21 protein-coding genes and 1 tRNA gene are annotated in these 16,361 nt (G+C 74.0%); 7 read left to right on the top strand and 15 right to left on the bottom strand.

Going from position 1 to position 16,361, the window contains the following annotated elements; all coding sequences use genetic code 11:
- From ACI78T_RS01115 to ACI78T_RS01100, 4 genes are all read left to right on the top strand, one after another.
- Window positions 1-648 carry a phosphatase PAP2 family protein gene (locus ACI78T_RS01115; protein ID WP_456556250.1) on the top strand — a complete coding sequence of 216 codons (648 nt, stop codon included), beginning with the start codon at window positions 1-3 and terminating at the stop codon, window positions 646-648.
- A gap of 128 nt (window positions 649-776) precedes the next feature.
- On the top strand, window positions 777-2,537 hold the full coding sequence (locus tag ACI78T_RS01110) for a PHA/PHB synthase family protein (protein ID WP_456556249.1): 1,761 nt from the start codon (window positions 777-779) through the stop codon (window positions 2,535-2,537).
- A 37-nt stretch (window positions 2,538-2,574) separates the two neighbouring features.
- Window positions 2,575-3,366 (top strand): poly(3-hydroxyalkanoate) depolymerase, encoded by a 792-nt coding sequence (gene phaZ, locus ACI78T_RS01105; protein ID WP_456556248.1) that lies wholly within the window; start codon window positions 2,575-2,577, stop codon window positions 3,364-3,366.
- A gap of 91 nt (window positions 3,367-3,457) precedes the next feature.
- Window positions 3,458-3,604 (top strand): hypothetical protein, encoded by a 147-nt coding sequence (locus tag ACI78T_RS01100; protein ID WP_456556247.1) that lies wholly within the window; start codon window positions 3,458-3,460, stop codon window positions 3,602-3,604.
- Here the strand turns inward: ACI78T_RS01100 and ACI78T_RS01095 are convergent.
- The 9 genes from ACI78T_RS01095 to ACI78T_RS01055 form a co-directional block, all read right to left on the bottom strand.
- A complete protein-coding gene (locus tag ACI78T_RS01095) occupies window positions 3,585-3,914 on the bottom strand; it encodes a DUF6204 family protein (RefSeq protein ID WP_456556246.1) in 330 nt (109 codons plus the stop codon). The genes ACI78T_RS01100 and ACI78T_RS01095 overlap by 20 nt on opposite strands.
- A 54-nt stretch (window positions 3,915-3,968) precedes the next feature.
- On the bottom strand, window positions 3,969-4,589 hold the full coding sequence (locus tag ACI78T_RS01090; RefSeq protein ID WP_456556245.1) for a hypothetical protein: 621 nt from the start codon (window positions 4,587-4,589) through the stop codon (window positions 3,969-3,971).
- Window positions 4,590-4,883: 294 nt separating this feature from the next.
- Window positions 4,884-6,008 (bottom strand): NAD(P)/FAD-dependent oxidoreductase, encoded by a 1,125-nt coding sequence (locus ACI78T_RS01085; RefSeq protein ID WP_456556244.1) that lies wholly within the window; start codon window positions 6,006-6,008, stop codon window positions 4,884-4,886.
- On the bottom strand, window positions 6,005-6,778 hold the full coding sequence (locus tag ACI78T_RS01080) for a hypothetical protein (RefSeq protein ID WP_456556243.1): 774 nt from the start codon (window positions 6,776-6,778) through the stop codon (window positions 6,005-6,007). Before ACI78T_RS01080 ends, ACI78T_RS01085 begins: the two co-directional genes overlap by 4 nt.
- Window positions 6,775-7,713 carry an ABC transporter ATP-binding protein gene (locus ACI78T_RS01075; protein ID WP_456556242.1) on the bottom strand — a complete coding sequence of 313 codons (939 nt, stop codon included), beginning with the start codon at window positions 7,711-7,713 and terminating at the stop codon, window positions 6,775-6,777. The genes ACI78T_RS01080 and ACI78T_RS01075 overlap by 4 nt, the downstream gene beginning before the upstream one ends.
- Complete coding sequence (locus tag ACI78T_RS01070; RefSeq protein ID WP_456556241.1) at window positions 7,710-7,955, bottom strand: helix-turn-helix domain-containing protein; 246 nt, start codon at window positions 7,953-7,955, stop codon at window positions 7,710-7,712. Before ACI78T_RS01070 ends, ACI78T_RS01075 begins: the two co-directional genes overlap by 4 nt.
- On the bottom strand, window positions 7,955-8,449 hold the full coding sequence (locus ACI78T_RS01065) for a DUF2975 domain-containing protein (RefSeq protein WP_456556240.1): 495 nt from the start codon (window positions 8,447-8,449) through the stop codon (window positions 7,955-7,957). The genes ACI78T_RS01070 and ACI78T_RS01065 overlap by 1 nt, the downstream gene beginning before the upstream one ends.
- A gap of 82 nt (window positions 8,450-8,531) precedes the next feature.
- On the bottom strand, window positions 8,532-9,230 hold the full coding sequence (locus ACI78T_RS01060; protein WP_456556239.1) for a VOC family protein: 699 nt from the start codon (window positions 9,228-9,230) through the stop codon (window positions 8,532-8,534).
- A gap of 78 nt (window positions 9,231-9,308) precedes the next feature.
- Window positions 9,309-9,668 (bottom strand): MmcQ/YjbR family DNA-binding protein, encoded by a 360-nt coding sequence (locus ACI78T_RS01055; protein ID WP_456556238.1) that lies wholly within the window; start codon window positions 9,666-9,668, stop codon window positions 9,309-9,311.
- A gap of 76 nt (window positions 9,669-9,744) precedes the next feature.
- Here ACI78T_RS01055 and ACI78T_RS01050 point away from each other — a divergent pair, with 76 nt between their 5' ends.
- Window positions 9,745-10,572 carry an MBL fold metallo-hydrolase gene (locus ACI78T_RS01050; RefSeq protein WP_456556237.1) on the top strand — a complete coding sequence of 276 codons (828 nt, stop codon included), beginning with the start codon at window positions 9,745-9,747 and terminating at the stop codon, window positions 10,570-10,572.
- On the opposite strand, the gene ACI78T_RS01045 is transcribed toward ACI78T_RS01050, so the two are convergent.
- From ACI78T_RS01045 to ACI78T_RS01030, 4 genes are all read right to left on the bottom strand, one after another.
- Window positions 10,569-10,808, bottom strand: coding sequence for a hypothetical protein (locus ACI78T_RS01045; protein WP_456556236.1), 240 nt, complete (start codon window positions 10,806-10,808; stop codon window positions 10,569-10,571). The two genes, ACI78T_RS01050 and ACI78T_RS01045, sit on opposite strands and share 4 nt — an antisense overlap.
- A gap of 53 nt (window positions 10,809-10,861) precedes the next feature.
- Window positions 10,862-10,934, bottom strand: a tRNA-Lys gene (locus ACI78T_RS01040).
- Between the two features lie 94 nt (window positions 10,935-11,028).
- Window positions 11,029-11,874 (bottom strand): CPBP family intramembrane glutamic endopeptidase, encoded by an 846-nt coding sequence (locus ACI78T_RS01035; protein ID WP_456556235.1) that lies wholly within the window; start codon window positions 11,872-11,874, stop codon window positions 11,029-11,031.
- Window positions 11,875-11,971: 97 nt separating this feature from the next.
- Window positions 11,972-12,850: a LysR family transcriptional regulator ArgP gene (locus ACI78T_RS01030; protein ID WP_456556234.1), complete on the bottom strand. Its 879-nt coding sequence runs from the start codon at window positions 12,848-12,850 to the stop codon at window positions 11,972-11,974.
- 72 nt (window positions 12,851-12,922) lie between these two features.
- Here ACI78T_RS01030 and ACI78T_RS01025 point away from each other — a divergent pair, with 72 nt between their 5' ends.
- Window positions 12,923-13,540, top strand: coding sequence for a LysE/ArgO family amino acid transporter (locus tag ACI78T_RS01025; RefSeq protein ID WP_456556233.1), 618 nt, complete (start codon window positions 12,923-12,925; stop codon window positions 13,538-13,540).
- Between the two features lie 341 nt (window positions 13,541-13,881).
- On the opposite strand, the gene ACI78T_RS01020 is transcribed toward ACI78T_RS01025, so the two are convergent.
- Window positions 13,882-14,727, bottom strand: coding sequence for a hypothetical protein (locus tag ACI78T_RS01020; protein ID WP_456556232.1), 846 nt, complete (start codon window positions 14,725-14,727; stop codon window positions 13,882-13,884).
- 28 nt (window positions 14,728-14,755) lie between these two features.
- Window positions 14,756-15,637, bottom strand: coding sequence for a Rieske 2Fe-2S domain-containing protein (locus ACI78T_RS01015; protein WP_456556231.1), 882 nt, complete (start codon window positions 15,635-15,637; stop codon window positions 14,756-14,758).
- Between the two features lie 177 nt (window positions 15,638-15,814).
- On the opposite strand from ACI78T_RS01015, the gene ACI78T_RS01010 reads away from it, so the two are divergent.
- A complete protein-coding gene (locus tag ACI78T_RS01010) occupies window positions 15,815-16,354 on the top strand; it encodes a GtrA family protein (protein ID WP_456556230.1) in 540 nt (179 codons plus the stop codon).
- The last annotated feature ends 7 nt before the right edge of the window (window positions 16,355-16,361 follow it).

Here is a 16,361-nt window from a genome sequence, read left to right as displayed (position 1 = left end):
GTGCTGGTCGACTCCCGTCGGGGGCTCCTGGTCAGCGCCTCGCTGCTCCTCGGCGCCGTCGTGGTGGGTCTCCTCGTGTTCCTGCCCGCCACCGCACCCGCCGTCCAGGCGGTGGACGACGCCGTCTGGCGGCTGGCCGGGGCGGTGGAGAACGACCCGACGACCGCGGTGGCGAAGGTGCTGTCGTGGCTGGGCAGCGGGGCGGTCAACTGGCCGCTGCGGGCGGCGGCGCTGGTGCTGCTGCTCTGGCGCCGGCACTGGCTGCGGGCCGCGGCCTTCACCCTCGCCGTCGTCACCAGCGAGCTGTTCATCGGGCCGGTCAAGGCGTGGACGGACCGGCCGCGACCGCCCATGGCGCTGATCGAGACGACCGGGGCGTCCTTCCCGTCGGGCCACGCCATCGGCACCGCGGTCACCGCCGTGGGGCTGGTGCTCGTGCTGGCCCGTCCGGGGCCCAGCCGCTGGCGCTGGGAGGTGAACGCGGTCGTGCTCACCTCCGTCATGGCGCTGTCCCGCGTCTACCTGCGGGCGCACTGGCTCTCGGACACGGTGGCCGGCGCCCTGCTCGGCGCGGGTCTGGCCCTCGGCTGGCCCGCGCTCCTGATGGCCATCCGGCACCAGCGGGACCCCCTGGCGCCCACCTCCTGAGACCGGCCTGCCGCGTTCCGGATGCTGTGGTTCAGTGAACGGAGTCACATCCGTGCGCTGGGGGGAACGGCGCATCCGTCCTCCCCGAGCGCGCCCGGCGCACCGCAGCGCTCGAAGGAGAACCGTCGATGGCCCAGCCCGCGAGCGACCCCACCGCGCAGGAGAAGGAGAGGCCGGCCACCGCGAAGGCCGCGCCCGGCCGCCCGGCCGAGCCGCCGGACGAAGCGGCCGAGGCCGTCATGGGCCTGGACATGGTGCTGGTCGACGCCGCCCGCGGGCCGCTGCTCCGGCTCGTCCCGCCCGCCGGGACGGCGCTCCGCTTCGGCAGCTCGCTGGCCCGCAGGCCCGGCACCGTGGCCCGCCGGGCCGGTGAGCTGGCGCAGGAGCTCGGCAAGGTCGCGGTGGGACGCTCGGAGCTGGCGCCGGGCAAGAAGGACAAGCGCTTCGCCGACCCCGCGTGGAGCGGCAACCCCCTGCTGCGCCGGGCGATGCAGGCGCACCTGGCCACCGCGCGCGTCGCCTGGGAGCTGATCGAGGACGCCGACCTCGACTGGCAGGACGACGAGCGCATCCGGTTCACCGCGACCAACCTGGTCGACGCGCTGGCACCCAGCAACATCCCGGTGGTCAACCCGCTGTCGCTGAAGGCGGCCATCGACACCGGCGGGGGCAGCGCCGTCGAGGGCCTGCGGCGGATGCTGCGCGACCTGTCCAACCCGCCGCGGGTGCCGTCGATGGTGGAACCGGACGCATTCACCGTCGGGGAGGACCTCGCCAGCACGCCCGGGGCGGTGGTGTTCCGGACGCCGGTCTTCGAGCTGATCCGCTACACCCCGACCACGGAGCAGGTCCGCGAGGTGCCGCTGCTGATGGTGCCGCCGACGATCAACAAGTACTACATCGCCGACCTGGCACCCGGCCGCAGCATCGCCCAGCACTACGTCGACAGCGGCCAGCAGGTCTTCATGATCTCCTGGCGCAACCCCGACGAGCGGCACGCCGAGTGGGGCCTGGACACCTACGGGCAGGCGGTCCTCGACGCGATGGACGCCGTCGAACGGGCGACGGGCAGCGAGAAGGTCGCCTTCCAGGCCTTCTGCTCGGGCGGGATCATCACGGCGATGGTGCTGGCGCACCTCGCGGCGACGGGGAAGCAGGACCGGGTCACCGCCGCCAGCTACGCCGTCACGGTGCTCGACTGGTCGCGCGCCGGCACCGTCTCCGCGCTGATGGACGAGGAGTCGGTCAAGCAGGCCACCGAGCGGTCGCGGAAGAAGGGGTACCTCGACGGCGCCCAGCTGGCCGAGGTGTTCGCGTGGCTGCGGCCCAACGACCTGGTGTGGAACTACTGGGTCAACAACTACCTGCAGGGCAAGCCGCCGCCGAACTTCGACATCTTGTTCTGGAACGCCGACACCACGCGCATGACCGCCGCGCTGCACCGCGACTTCATCGACATCGCGATCGGCAACGCCCTCACGGAACCGGGCAAGGCCACGATGCTCGGCTCGCCGGTCGACCTCTCGGCCGTGACCGTCGACTCCTACATCACCGCCGGGATCGCCGACCACCTCTGCCCCTGGCAGGCCTGCTACCGGTCCACCCAGCTGCTCGGCGGCGACAACCGGTTCATCCTGTCGACCAGCGGGCACATCGCCTCGCTGGTCAACCCGCCGGGCAACCCGAAGTCGACCTTCCAGGTTGCCGAGGACACCCCGCCCGACCCGGACCGGTGGCTCGAGCAGGCCGAGACGGTGAAGGGCTCGTGGTGGCCGGACTTCATGACCTGGCTGGGCGAGCGGTCCGGCGAGGACATCCCGGCCCCGGAGGGCCCCGGGGACCTGGAGGAGCTGGCGCCCGCGCCCGGCACCTATGTCTTCGACAAGTAGACCCTCGGCGTCCTCGGGGGGAGACGTCGTCCGGACGGTGACCGCCGGCGGCCGGACGCTGCGGGTGTCGGTCCGGCACGGCACCGACCCGGACGCGCCGGCGCTGCTGCTGATGAACGGGATCGGGGCGAGCCTCGAGGTCCTGCAGCCCTTCGTCGACGCGCTCGGTCCACGGCGCAGCGTCATCCGCTTCGACGTCCCCGGTGTGGGCGGGTCACCGCGCCCCGTCGTCCCGTACAACCTGGCCACGTTCGGCCCGGTGGTGGGCGGGATGCTGAGCCGGCTGGGCTTCGACGACCCGGTCGACGTGCTGGGGCTGTCGTGGGGCGGCGGGCTGGCGCAGCACTTCGCCGTCCAGCACCGGCGCCGGGTCCGCCGGCTGGTGCTCGCCGCGACCGGCACGGGCGCGCTGATGGTGCCGGCCCACCCGCGCGTGCTCAGCCGGATGCTGACCCCGCGGCGGCACCGCGACCCCGAGTACGCCCGCAGCATCGCCGGGGAGATCTACGGCGGCACGATGCGCGCGGACCCGGACCGCGCCGCGCACGTGCTGCACTCGGCGAGCCGGCTCGGCCCCCGGCGCGGCTACTACTACCAGCTGGCGGCCACCACGGGCTGGAGCAGCCTGCCGTTCCTCCGGCTCATCCGGCAGCCGACGCTCGTCGTCGCCGGCGACGACGACCCGATCGTGCCGGCCGTCAACGCGCGGATCATGGCGAAGCTGATCCCGGACGCCCGCCTGCACCTGTACTCCGGTGGTCACATCGCGCTGATCACCGAGGCCCCCGAGCTCGCCCCGGTCATCGAGGAGTTCCTCGACGATCGGTGAGGTCGGCCCCCAGGGAGTTCACAGGCCTTCATCCGGGGAATGTCAGACCCTCCAGCGACGCTCAGCTCTCCCGACGCACCGAGGAGACGCCGTGATCGACCTGCCCGCCCGTCCCGACCGCTCGAGCACGGCCTTCCCCGCCCCCGCCGGGCCGCGGCTGCCGTCCCGCCTGCGCGGTCGCCGGCCGCTCGTGGTCCCGCCCGCGGCCGGCGCCCGTCTCAGCGCCGGCGGATCCTGATGTCGTCGGTGCAGGTGACGGCGGAGCGCAGCCTGCGGTAGCCGAGACCGGCGGCGTCGAGCCGTTCCATCGCCGCCAGCTGGCCGGCCGCGTGGGCGTCGTCCTCCTCCTGCGGCCCGGCCTCGACCCGCACGACGACGCGGTGGCTGAACGCGTTCAGCTGCGCGTCGTAGGTGAGGGTCCCCTCCTCCGTGAATGCCGAGGAGAACAGGTCGTGGTCGGCGAGCCGCTCCCGCAGCGCCGTCCGCTGGGCGTCGTCCAGCCCGTCGAAGACTCCGCGGACGGTCACCCGGTAGGTGCGCTCGGACACGGGCGGCGACACTAGCGCCGCCGCCGCCCCGTGCCGAACGGATATCCGCGGGCGTCAGATGGCCGCCCGCACCACGTGCCCGCTGCCGCCGCCGAACTCGGCGACGACGAACCCGCGGACGCGCAGGATCTGCGCGAGCGTCCGGTTCATCACCTGCTGCACCAGGGAATCGGCGGCCACCCCGGCGACCTGCTCGATGCTCATCCGGTCGTGCTGGCGCCAGGTGACCACGACGCCGCCCAGGCCCGGCTCGGGGGTCAGGCACGCCCCGCCGAGCTCGCTTCCCGCACCGGTGGCGTCGTGCAGCGTCAGCCCCGCCTCGGCCAGCGCGCCGGCCACCTCGACCACGAGCGTGGTGAGCGGGTCCTCGTCGGAGATGGTGGCGTCCCACTCGGGCACCAGCCGGTCGAGCTGGTCGCCCAGGTGCGCCAGCCAGGACCAGTCCTCCGGCGACGGGCGCCGGCTCAGCCCGCCGTCGGCGCGGCGGGTGCCGTAGACCGGCCAGGCGTAGTCGCGGCTCTCGGAGCCGCGGGCCGACGCGGCCCACCGGGCCTCGGCGCGATCCGCGAAGGGCCCCGCGACGATGCGGCCGGGCCCGGCCTCCTCGTCGGAGACGAGCCACCAGCCCTGGGCAACCGTGCTGAGGGCGACCTCACCACTGGGAAGAACACTCACGAACAACCACTCCTTGGACAACCGCCAGGCTGGGGAAGTGCCCGGCCACCGCACCCATCCGTGTGTGCGGTGTGGGGAGAAAGGTAAGTGGCCGCACGGGCTGTTCCGGTGTGTCGCGGGAGGGCGAGTCGCGCGCGTTCTCGAATCGTTGCGAAGCGCACCCGGGGGTGCGGGTGACCGCCGCGGCACACGCCCACATGTCGACAAAAATGCCGGTCACGAGCGTGGATCCCTCTCCTTGAGGGGTCGGCGACCTCGGTCCCGACCGGGTCCACCGGCGCGTCGCGCCGGGGGTCAGGCGGCCGAGGGGAAGGACCTGTCGCCGAACAGGATGCGCCGGGCGGCGGCCCGCCCCAGCGGGGTGCGCAGCAGCGGGAACGCGGCTGCCGCGACGGCCGGTGTCCGCACCTGCGCCAGGCCCCGCCGCAGCAGTAGCCGGCCGCGGAACTGCGCTCGGAGCGCGGCACCGTCGTAGGCGGCCAGTGCGTCGCGCCGGCCGCTGCGCAGCGCGTCGTCGAGGACGTCGGCCGCGAGCTCCGAGAGCCGCAGGCAGGGGTCGAGACCGCCGGCGGTCAGGGGCGAGACCGCCCCGGCGGCATCACCGACCAGCAGGCCCTCCGGGCAGCCGATACGCCGGAGCAGTCCGCCGACCGGGATCGGACCGCCCCGCCGTTCGACGTCGTCCGGGCGGTCGACGCCGTCCAGCCCGGGAGCCGACGCGGCGAAGCGCGTCACGGCTCGCCGGAGCCCGTCGGGGAAGCGTTCGGCGTAACCGGCCACGCCGACGTGGGCGTGGCGCCCGTCGTTCACCACCCACGCCAGGTAGCCGGGCGCGAGCGAGGGGTCGAGGACGCAGTGGAACGACGGCGGCTCGTCGCCGCGCGGGACCTCGAAGACCTCCTCGGCGCCCACCAGCAGCCGGGTGTTGCGGTCGAGGGCGAGGTCGCGCGCGACCCGCGACCGCGCGCCGTCGGCACCCACGACGAACCGGGCGCGGACGCGCGCCGGACCGGACGGGCCCTCCAGCACGACGGTGCTCAGCCCGCGTCCGGCGTAGCGGGTGCCGAGCGCGATCCGCACCCCGGCGTCCGCCGCCTCGCCGGCCGCCGTGACGTAGAGCGGCGCCATGTCGCCGACCCGGTACTCGTCGCGGTCGGAGACGAGGTCGACGGGGCGGCGCCGGTCCGGCGGGTAGAGCACCACCCGCCGGATCGGGGGCCCGAGGCACTCCGGCGGCAGCGCGAAGTCGTCGAGCGTCTTGCGGACGAAGATCCCCGTGGTGCGGACCGCCGTGGTGAGCGAGGTGCGCCGCTCGACCAGGAGGACGTCATGACCGCGGCGGGCGAGCAGCGTCGCGGTGTGCAGCCCCGCGAGGCCGGCCCCGACGACGAGGACGTCGACGCTGTCGGAGCTGGTCACCGGTTGGCGTCGGTGCGGAGAAGGCGCACGCACCCCAGCACGAGGGCACCGGCCGCCCACACGAGGAGGACGCCGACCGACGACGCCTGCGTCATGCCGGGCACCCCGCCGAGGAGGAGGAACGCCGCACCGGACCCGGGCAGGAGCTGGGCGAGGGCGTCCGTCCACGCGTAGCCGAACTGCGGGAGCAGGATCGGGAGCACGAGCATGAGCAGGAAGACGCTCACGAGAGCGCCGGCGGTGCTGCGCAGCACGAAACCGAGGCCGGCCGCCAGCGCGGTGCCGCAGGCGAAGACGAGTGCGGCGGTCCCGAGCACGTCCAGCCCTTCGTCGGCGGGCAGCGTCACGTGCGGGGAGGCCGCAGCGAAGGCGACGACTGCGGAGAGCAGCGCGAACAGCACCCCGGCGCACGTCGCGGCGGCGATGGTCACGAGCGCCCGGGCGGTGAAGAGCAGCCCGCGTCGGGGCGTCCACTGCAGCGCCGGGACGATCCCGCCGGTGGCGTGGTCCGCGGTGACGGCGCTGACGACGAGGGCCAGCAGGGCGAACTGCCCGGGCATCGCGGCGATGGAGACGACACCCCAGGCCGGGTCGCCCTGGGGTGGCGTGGGGTCGCTCGCGGCATCGAAGCCGGCGATGGCGCCGATGCCCACCAGGGCCACCGCCGCGGCCGCGAGGAACCACCAGCTCGCCTTCACCGTCCACAGGCGGGTCCACTCCGCCGCGACGGTGCGCGTGAGCGCCCTGCTGGGCGTCGCTGTCGCCGTCATCGCGCTGGCACCTCCGCCTCGTCGCGCCCGGCTTCGCCGCCGGCGAACTCCACGCTGGCGCCGGTGAGGGCCAGGTAGGCAGCCTCGAGGGACTGCGCCACGTCGGACAGGTGGTGCAGGGGGATCGACGCCGAGTTGGCGAGCTCCCCCACCGCCTCGGCGGTGCTGTCCTCGACCCGCAGTTCGTGCGGGTCGACGCGGGTGACGGGCACGTCCCGCGCCCGGAGCAGGTCGAAGAGCGCGTCGGCCTGCGGGGTGCGGATCCGCACCTGCCGGTGACCGAGGCCGCGCAGGATCTCGTCGGTCGTGGTGTCGGCGATGAGCCGGCCCCGGCCGATGACGACCAGGCGATCGGCGGTCTGCTCCATCTCGCTGAGCAGGTGGCTGGAGACCAGCACCGTCCGGCCCTCGTCGGCGAGCCGGCGCAGCAGTGCCCGGATCCAGCGGACGCCGTCGAGGTCGAGGCCGTTGACCGGCTCGTCGAACAGCAGCACGCGGGGGTCGCCGAGGAGCGCCGCGGCGATGCCCAGCCGCTGGCGCATCCCGAGCGAGTAGCCCTTGATGCGGCGCCGCGCAGCGGAGCCGAGCCCGACCTCCTCGATGACCTGGTCCACCCGCCGCGACGGGATGCCGTTGGACCGGGCGGCCACGCGCAGGTGGCTGCGGCCGGTGCGACCCGGGTGGACCGCGCCCGGGTCGAGCAGGGCGCCCACTTCGCGCAGCGGCTCGGTCAGGGTCGCGAACGGGCGCCCGTTCACCCAGGCGGTCCCGGACGTGGGCCGGTCCAGACCCAGCACCATGCGCATCGTCGTCGACTTGCCCGCCCCGTTCGGGCCGAGGAAGCCGGTGACCGTGCCCGGCCGGACGTCGAAGCTCAGATCGTCGACGGCGAGGACGTCGCCGTAGCGCTTGGTCAGGTTGCGGACCTCGATCACCGGCGGGCCTCCTGCGGCTCCGCGCCGGCGGGCTCCGGCTCGTCGACCCACTCGAGCAGGTCGCCGGGCTGGCAGCCGAGCACGCGGCACATCGCCTCGAGGGTGCTGAACCGCACGGCCTTGGCCCGGCCGTTCTTGAGCACGGCCACGTTCGCGGGGGTCAGCCCGACCCGCTCGGCGAACTCCCCGACGCTCATCTTGCGCTTGGCCAGCTCCACGTCGATGCGGACGACGATGGGCATCAGATGACCGCTTCCATGTCGGCCCGCAGGTTCGCGGCCTGCCGGAGGAGCGCGCGCATGACGACGATGAGCAGGCCGAGGACGGCGCCGACGAGGAGCGAGAGCAGCAGGAGCGCCGGCAGGGCCGGGTCGTCGCTGACCTCGTCGACGATGAAGTAGTAGGAGCAGACGAAGACGCCCAGCAGCGCCGCCCAGCCGACCACGGTGGCCCGGACGATGCCGTCCACCCACCGCAGGGCGCCGGCGCTGAAGATGCGGTCGTCGGTGACCATCGTGAGCAGGTTCCAGGTGCACACGATGACCACCTGGACGCAGAGCAGCGCGAGGACGGCGACCGCCAGCATCACCGCGCGCACGACCGACCGCTCGGTCGTCGGATCGGCGAGGTCGGGCAGCAGCGCGGGAACGCCCCAGACCTGGGCGGCGAGCAGCGCCGCGAAGACGATGACCAGCAGGACCCGGAGGGGCAGCACCACGTGGCGCAGATGCGTCATGCGATCGACTCTCGCGGTATGTCTATCGAAAGTCAATCGATACACGCTGACTTGCGGTAAGTCTCCCTCGGCAGGGTGGGCGCTAGGCAGGAAGGACGCGGAACTCGTTGCCGTCGGGGTCGGCCATGGTCACCGCGCCGGCGCCGTCGCGGTCGACGCGGCCCGCGCCGAGGGAGACCAGCCGCTCGACCTCCGACCGCTGGTCGCCGTCGGCGGGCGCGAGGTCGAAGCGCAGCCGGTCCCTGCCGACCCGGGGCATGAGCGGTGGGCCGCCCCAGGTGATCTTCGGACCGCCGTGCGGCGACCGGATCGCCGTCTCCTCGTCCTGGTCCCAGACCAGCGGCCAGCCCAGCGCGCGGCTCCAGAAGTAGCCGACCGCCTGCGAGCCGTCGCAGGCCAGCGCACCGACGAACCCGCACTCGGCCAAGAAATTGTTGCCCGGCTCGATGACGCAGAACTCGTTGCCCTCGGGGTCGGCGAGCACGACGTGGGACTCCTCCGGCCGCTGGCCGACGTCGGTGTGCCGGCCGCCGAGCTCCAGCGCCCTCGCGACCGTCGCCTGCTGGGCCTCCAGGGAGGAGCTGGTCAGGTCGAAGTGCATCCGGTTCTGCGTGGCCTTCGGCTCGTCCGAGGGGACGAAGACCAGCCCGAACGAGGTGTCGTCGGTCGGCACCACCTGCGTTCCGTCCGTGACGTCCCACCCGAGCAGGGCGGCCCAGAAGCGCGCGAGTGCCGCAGGGTCGGTGGCGTCGACGGTCAGCGCGTGCAGGCGCGAGGGCATCCGGTCTCCTGGGGCTGCTGCCGGTGGGAGGGCGACGCTAGGCCGCCCCGGACGAACGGCGCAAAGGAGTTGTCGGGATCAGCCCGGGCCGACGGGATGGGCCAGGTCGTAGGCACGGGAGACCTTCTTCGGGACGACCATGCGCCAGGCGTCCACGACGAGCTCACGAGCCTCGGCCGGGTCCAGGGCGGCCAGGTCGGCGTGCACCCAGTGGAAGCGCATGTCCGACGCCGCCGGCAGGGAGAACTTCTCCGGTTCACCGAGCACGAGCGCCGCCCGCTCCTCCTTGGGATAGGCGAAACCCATCACGGTCTCGTCCCGGGAGAACGCCACGTAGACGATCTGGCCGACGCGGAACTTCAGCCGGCCCCGCACGTACACCGGGTACGACCGCTCGAGCTCGCTGCCGAGGGCACGGACGTCGTCGACCACCGCCATGGACACACCGACTGCGGCGGCGGACCGGATTCATCGGCCCGTCGCGATGTGGCGCCCGGTCGTGGAAGCTGTGGCGGTGCTGACGCGGGTGGCGGAGGGCGTGCTGGTCCACCGGAGCGAGTTGCTGCGGAACAACACGGTGGTCGTGGAGGGCCGGGCGGGCGTGCTGCTCGTCGACCCCGGCATCACCGACGGCGAGATGGCCTGCCTGGCCGACGACCTCACCACCTCGGGCCGGCAGGTGGCGGCCGGCTTCGCGACGCATCCCGACTGGGACCACGTCCTCTGGCACCTCGCGCTCGGCGAAGCGCCGCGCTACGCGACCGAACGCTGCGCCGCCTTCATGGCGGACCTCCGGTCCGACCCGCAGTGGCGGGCCCGCGCCTCCGAGGGGCTGCCGGAGGAGATCGCCGGGGAGATGACCCTGGACCGGTTCGGCCTGCTCACGGGCCTGCCCGCCGGGGCGTCGGAGCTCCCGTGGGACGGCCCTCGGGTCCGGGTCGTCGAGCACCCGGCGCACGCTCCGGGCCACGCGGCTCTGGTGGTCGAGGGACCTCGGGTGCTCGTCGCCGGCGACATGCTCTCCGACGTCCTGGTCCCGATGCTCGACGTGCACGGCGCCGCCGACCCCATCGGCGACTACCTCGAGGGTCTGGACGCGCTCGAGGCCGTGGCGGCCGACGTCGACGTCGTGGTGCCCGGGCACGGTTCCGTCGGCGGAGCCGGTGAGGTGCGGGCCCGCATCGACCTGGACCGCGCGTACGTGCACGCCCTGCGGGACGGCCGGACGCCCGACGACCCACGCATCGGCCCCGCAGCCGAGCCCGGCTGGGAGTGGGTGGCCGACGTGCACACCGGGCAGGCGCAGGCACTGGCGGAGAAAGGCGAGCGCGACCAGAGCTAGGGCTCGGGCGGAACTTCCACGGCGGGGTCCCGTCGTCGCCGGAGCAGGAGGGTGGCCGTGGCGGTCATTCCGACGACCCATCCGCAGAAGACGGCGATCTCACCGGCGCGGATGCCGTGGCCGTAGTCCGGCCGCCAGACCACGGGCCCGTCGAGCGCGTGGTCGCCGGTCACGAGGAGCACCGCAGCAGCCGTCAGCAGGGTCGCGAGGACCACGGCACTGGACCAGCGGAGCACCGGGAGAAGCTAGCGCGGCACACCGTCGCGAGCCGGCCGGCGCACGTGGGCGGTGGGCCCCGTGGGGATCGAACCCACAACCCGCGGATTAAAAGTCCGCTGCTCTGCCAGTTGAGCTAGAGGCCCGGCGGGCCCGCGGCCCGGTGCGAGGCTACCGCCGCCGCCCCGCGAACTCGTACGGCACGACCAGAGGCGACGGCCCGCCCCGGGATCGGCCGGATTAGTGCGGCGCCTCCGCACCTCGGCGCACCTGCGCCCCGCGGATCAGGAACACGGCGATGACGGCGAACGCCATGAAGGCGAAGGTGCCGATCGAGGCGAGGGCGGACCAGCCGGAGGCCTCCTGGGTGCCCACGGCCTCGTCGACGCCACCGGTGGACAGGATGGTCGTCGGGTCGGTGAACCCGTGGAGGACGATCGCCGCCCAGATGGTGCCCGTGACGCGCATGGCCAGGTACATGCAGACGCCGAAGCAGAACGTGTAGAGCAGGGTGGCGAGCACGGTCCGCAGCTCCATGCCCGCGATCAGGTTGATCAGGTGCATGCACGCGAAGAGCAGGGAGGACACGACGGCGACGAACCGCTCGTCGTGCCCGGCCTCGCGCAGCATCTTGACCGCCAGACCCCGCGTGGCCAGCTCTTCGGCGATACCGATGCACACGCCCAGCAGCGCCAGCATCGCGATCTCCGCACCGGTCCAGTCGTCCCAGTCGGCCCCGCCGGCATGCCCGACGATCACGGCGGCGACGAGTGCGGGAGCGATCCACATCCATCCGCGCCCGCCGAGCGGCTGCCGACCGAAGACCGCGGGCAGCCAGCCCACCCACCAGGTGAAGAGGAGCAGGGCCACCGCGCCGATGCCGATCGGCAGCACCAGCCCGAAGAAGATGCTGGGGGCGTCCGCGACGACGTTCTCGTCGTCGATCCGGTCGGCGAAGGCGGCCCCGGTGAGGGTCGAGACCGCGAGGTAGAAGGCCAGGTAGCCGGCGACCAGCGCGAACGCCTTCCAGGTCGCGGGGCGGTCCCAGAAACGGCCGCGGGCGGACAGGTCCTCGCTCTGCGTCACCGTCGCAGTCTGGCAGGGCGACGGCGCCGACTGAATGGGCAACAAGATGCGACACCAGCCGATCGCGCCCCGCCTTGTTCCGGTACCGAGCGCACCGTCACGTCCTGAGCCGGGCGTGCGCGGACGCCAGCAGCGCGTCCGCCACCCGGTCCAGCGGCCCGGACTCCAGCCGCCACTGCTGCCAGTACAGGAGGACGTCGACGGCGCCGTCCGGGTCGAACGAGGTGACCGGGCCGGGCCCCTCCGCGAGCTGGAGCTCCGGCAGCATCCCCCAGCCGAAGCCGAGTGCGACGGCCGACAGGAAGTCCGCCGACGACGGCACGTAGTGCAGCGGCACCTCGGACACCGACCGGAGGTGCCGCCGCAGGTAGGTGTGCTGCAGGTCGTCGCGCCGGTCGAACACGACCACCGGTGCCCGCTGCAGCGCCGCGGCGCCCGGACCGTCCGGGAACCACCGGTCGGCGAACGCGGGCGCGGCGCAGGGGAGGTAGCGCATGCGGCCCAGCGGCGTCACCCGGCAGCCGGCCACCGGCTCCGCGTCGGAGGTGACCGCGCCCATCACGGTCCCCGCCCGCAGCAGCTCGCTGGTGTGGCTCTGGTCGGAGCTGTGCAGGTCGAAGCGCAGCTGGTCCGCCAGCGGAGCGAGCGCCGGGAGCGCCCACGTCGCCAGCGAGTCGGCGTTCACCGCGATCGGCACGACCGGCGCACCCCCTGGCTCGGCGGCGTCGAGCTGCCGGCCGGCGTCGTCGACGAGCAGGCCGACCTGGCGCGCCAGCCGCAGCACCGGCTCGCCGGCCGCGGTGACGGTCGCCGGCCGTCCGCGCTGCACCAGCACCCGGCCGGTGGCGACCTCCAGCGCCCGCAGCCGCTGCGACACCGCTGACGGCGTCACGTGCAGCCGCCGGGCGGCGGCCTCGAGCGTGCCCTCGTCGATCACGGCGACCAGGGTCCGCAGCTGCGCCAGCTCGACGTCCATCGACAGCGATGCTAACGGCAGTGAAGGAAACGTAGCTGGACTGTCGAAAGCGGTCTTCCTAGCGTGGTCCCCGTGACGACGGGACTGCTGGCCGCGACGGCCGGGCTGGGGCTGGGCCTCTCGCTGATCGTGGCGATCGGGGCGCAGAACGCCTTCGTCCTCCGGCAGGGGCTGCGCCTCGAGCACGTGACCGCCGTCGTGGTCATCTGCGCGGTGTCGGACGCGGTGCTGATCGTCGCCGGGGTGGCGGGCAACTCGTGGCTGAGCACCCGCCTGCCCGATGCGATCACCGCCATCCGCCTCGCCGGCGCCGCGTTCCTGCTCGGCTACGCCGTCCTCGCCGCCCGCCGCGCCCTCCGCCCGGCGTCCATCGCCGTCGAGACCGGCGGCCTGCGCAACGGGCTCGTGGCCACCGTCGTGACCTGCCTGGCGCTGACCTGGCTGAACCCGCACGTGTACCTCGACACCGTGCTGCTGCTCGGTTCCGTGGCCGACAGCCGCGGCGGCAGCCGCTGGTGGTTCGCCGCGGGCGCCGCGATCGGCAGCATCGTCTGGTTCAGCGCCCTCGGCTACGGCGCGCGCCTCCTGCGGCCGCTGTTCGCGCGTCCGGCGGCCTGGCGGGTCCTCGACGCGCTGATCGCCGTCGTCATGGCCGCGCTCGGCATCGGCCTGCTCGCCTCCGCGCTGTAGCCGTCAGAGGACGTCGAGCACCAGCAGGAGGACCAGCGTCAGCACGGCCGACACCAGGAGCGAACCGAGGCAGCCGAGCCGGCTGGAGAAGAGGAAGAACACCCCCACCCGGTGCCCACGCCGGCCGCCCGCGAACCCGGTCGGGTGTGCGCTCGGTCACCGGGAGCCCGCGCATTGCACCCGTTCAGGGGATGCCGCGGGTCGGCGGCGACTACGTACCGTCATCACCGCTCGGGCCGGACGGCCGGAGCAGAGCTTCCGCCGGTCGGCCCGGCGGGATCGACCCCGGCCCGGCTGACCCGTTCCCCCCGGGGCGGCCGGGCCGGCTTCTTCCCCCGGTCTCAGCGCCCGACGGCGCAGACCCGCTGCACGAGGGCCGCCAGCCGGTCCTTCGCCGCCTGGTCGAGCGGGAGGTCCATCGCCACCGGCTCGTCGTCCCCCACCCGGACGATCAGCGGGAAGACGTACGGCTTCTTCGTCTCCGACAGCACGTGCGGGTCGCAGGTCGCCGGCGTGAAGGACACGTCCGTCCGCGCGCTCGGCACCCCCGCGCGCAGCTCCAGCGGCAGGCCGTCCGCGCTCGCCTCGACCAGGACGCTGCGGTCGAGCGTGCTCACCACCACGGGGTCGTCGCCCTGCCGACGGGTCAGGGTCAGCGCACCCACGAGCGCGTCGCCCTCCTCGGCCAGGTCGCTGACGGCGACGTCCACCACCTCGGTCACCACCTCGACGGCGCACTCCTCGTCGTGGATCAGCTGGAGAACGTCCGCGGACAGCGGCGCGCGCACCGTCTCCTCCGCGCCGCCCGGCCGGACGACGGTCAGCCGCGCCGCGGCGGGCAGGGGCTCCGCGTCGCACACCGGCGCGCCGTAGGGGGCGGGCAGGTCGATCACCCGCCCCGGCTCGAACTCCGCCGTCTCGGCGGCGGGCGGCAGGGCGGCGAAACCGGGCGAGTCCAGGGCGACCGAGGTGACGGTGAACTCCTGGGACGCGGTGATGCGCACCTGGAACCGGCCGCCCACGGCCTCGTCGGTGCGCAGCCGCACCGCCTCCGCCTCGATCCCCGGTACGACCGGGACGGCGTCGGCCGTGGGGGCCGCCGAGGACGAGGGAGCAGCCGACGGCGACGACGTCGTCCCGCAGGCAGCGGTCAGCCCCACCAGCAGTGCGACCGCCGTCCGCCTCACGGCGCGGAGCGTAGGCCCCCGGAGCGGCCTACCGGTTGCGTCCGGGCAGGCGGGCCATCACGCGGCCGGCCTCCATCCGCACCTCGAGCTTCTCCTGCGGGTTCGCGGCCGGACCGCGGCGGGGCGAGCCGTCGTCCAGGTCGAACGCCGAGCCGTGCCACGGGCAGACCAGGCACTCCTGCCCCCGGACCTCCTCGACGCGTCCCTCGTGCAGCGGCCCGGCGAGGTGCGAGCAGGCCCCGATGAAGACGTCGACGCGGGCGCCGCGGCGGACGGCGGCCAGCGGGACGGCGACGCTGCTGCCCTTGCCCGTGCGCAGCGCCGGGCGCCCCTCGGGGAGGTCGTCGAGCGGGCCGAGGTCGATCCAGTCGGTGGTGAGCGCGCGGGCAGCGGTGGCCGAGTGCGACGCGCCCGACGACTGCGCGTACGACATGTGCCCGCCGACCGCCGCCGATCCGGTCGCGATGCCCAGGCCGGCGTAGGACAGCACCCGCCCGAGGGTGCCCCTGCCGTTGCGGCGGGCGGCGAGCGAGCCGACGTAGAGGCCCAGCGCCGCGACGTTGGCCACCGCGTGCAGCGCGCCGAGCCGCCGCACCCCCGCGTCCTGCTCCGACCAGTCCGCGGCACCGCTCAGCGCCGCGGGGACCGCCGCGGTGACGCCGGTCGCGATCATGACCGTCGCGGCGGGGCGCAGCGGGGGGACGGCGTCGAGCACACCGGCCGACACCCAGCTGCCGACCGGCACCTGCACGAGCACCGGATGGAGGGCGTGACCGAGCCACGTCCCGTGCAGCAGGTCCTTGAAGGCCTGGGGACGCAGCGCGGCGTTGACCGCCTTGCGCGCCGGCTCGATGACCTTGTCGAAACTCTGGACGTCGGCAACGCGGTCGAGGATCCCCATGAGGCTCATGGGCGCTCCCCTACCCCCGGTTCGTGCAGGTGACGCCCCTCGAACCGGGACCGTCGGCAGCCGATCGTGATCGAACAGACAGGTAACTGTCAGGGTGAGGCGGCATGTTTTCGCGTGACAAGGGTTAGCCCGAAGAGGAGCCTTGACCCAGCTCGCCCCGAACCCGAGAGGACCGTCGTGACCTGCCCGTCCCTGCTGCGCCGCCGGCCGGAGGACACCGAACTGCCCGGTGACCTCCCGCACGGCCACGCGCACACGGCGGGCGAGGTGGCGCACGACGTCGCGCACGCCGTCTCCGAGCAGGTGCGTCGCGAGGACACCCTCGGCCAGTTCCTGCGCTTCGTGCTCGTCGGCGGCTCCTCCACGGCGGTCTACGCCCTGCTCTTCCTCGGCCTCCAGGGTTTCGGCTACCTGACGGCGCACATCGTCGCCACGGTCGTCTCGACGGTCCTCGCCAACGAGATGCACCGCCGGCTGACTTTCCGGGCCGACGAGCGGGTCGGCTGGCTGGCCGCGCAGATCGAGGCGGGCGGCGTCTCGCTGTTCGGCCTGGTCACCACCAGCATCGCGCTCGGCTGGCTCGACTCGGCCGTCGGCTCCGCCCACCCGGTGCTCCAGATCAGCCTGGTCGCCGCCGTCACGGGCCTGATCGGGCTCATCCGCTTCGCCGCGCTCCGCTGGATCTTCCGCCCGACGGAAGCCGTCGCCGCTCAGTAACGTGGAC

The organism is Blastococcus sp. SYSU D00922 (assembly GCF_054050495.1).
This window is presented reverse-complemented; position numbering and strand designations above follow the sequence as displayed.

Bases quoted from the DNA above. Each gene is read 5' to 3' on its own strand.
- ACI78T_RS01110 (WP_456556249.1), top strand. From the start codon at position 777: ATGGCCCAGCCCGCGAGCGACCCCACCGCGCAGGAGAAGGAGAGGCCG.
- ACI78T_RS01080 (WP_456556243.1), bottom strand. From the start codon at position 6,778: ATGACGGCGACAGCGACGCCCAGCAGGGCGCTCACGCGCACCGTCGCG.
- ACI78T_RS01070 (WP_456556241.1), bottom strand. From the start codon at position 7,955: ATGCCCATCGTCGTCCGCATCGACGTGGAGCTGGCCAAGCGCAAGATG.
- ACI78T_RS01065 (WP_456556240.1), bottom strand. From the start codon at position 8,449: ATGACGCATCTGCGCCACGTGGTGCTGCCCCTCCGGGTCCTGCTGGTC.
- ACI78T_RS01060 (WP_456556239.1), bottom strand. From the start codon at position 9,230: ATGCCCTCGCGCCTGCACGCGCTGACCGTCGACGCCACCGACCCTGCG.
- ACI78T_RS01055 (WP_456556238.1), bottom strand. From the start codon at position 9,668: ATGGCGGTGGTCGACGACGTCCGTGCCCTCGGCAGCGAGCTCGAGCGG.
- ACI78T_RS01030 (WP_456556234.1), bottom strand. From the start codon at position 12,850: ATGGACGTCGAGCTGGCGCAGCTGCGGACCCTGGTCGCCGTGATCGAC.
- ACI78T_RS01015 (WP_456556231.1), bottom strand. From the start codon at position 15,637: ATGAGCCTCATGGGGATCCTCGACCGCGTTGCCGACGTCCAGAGTTTC.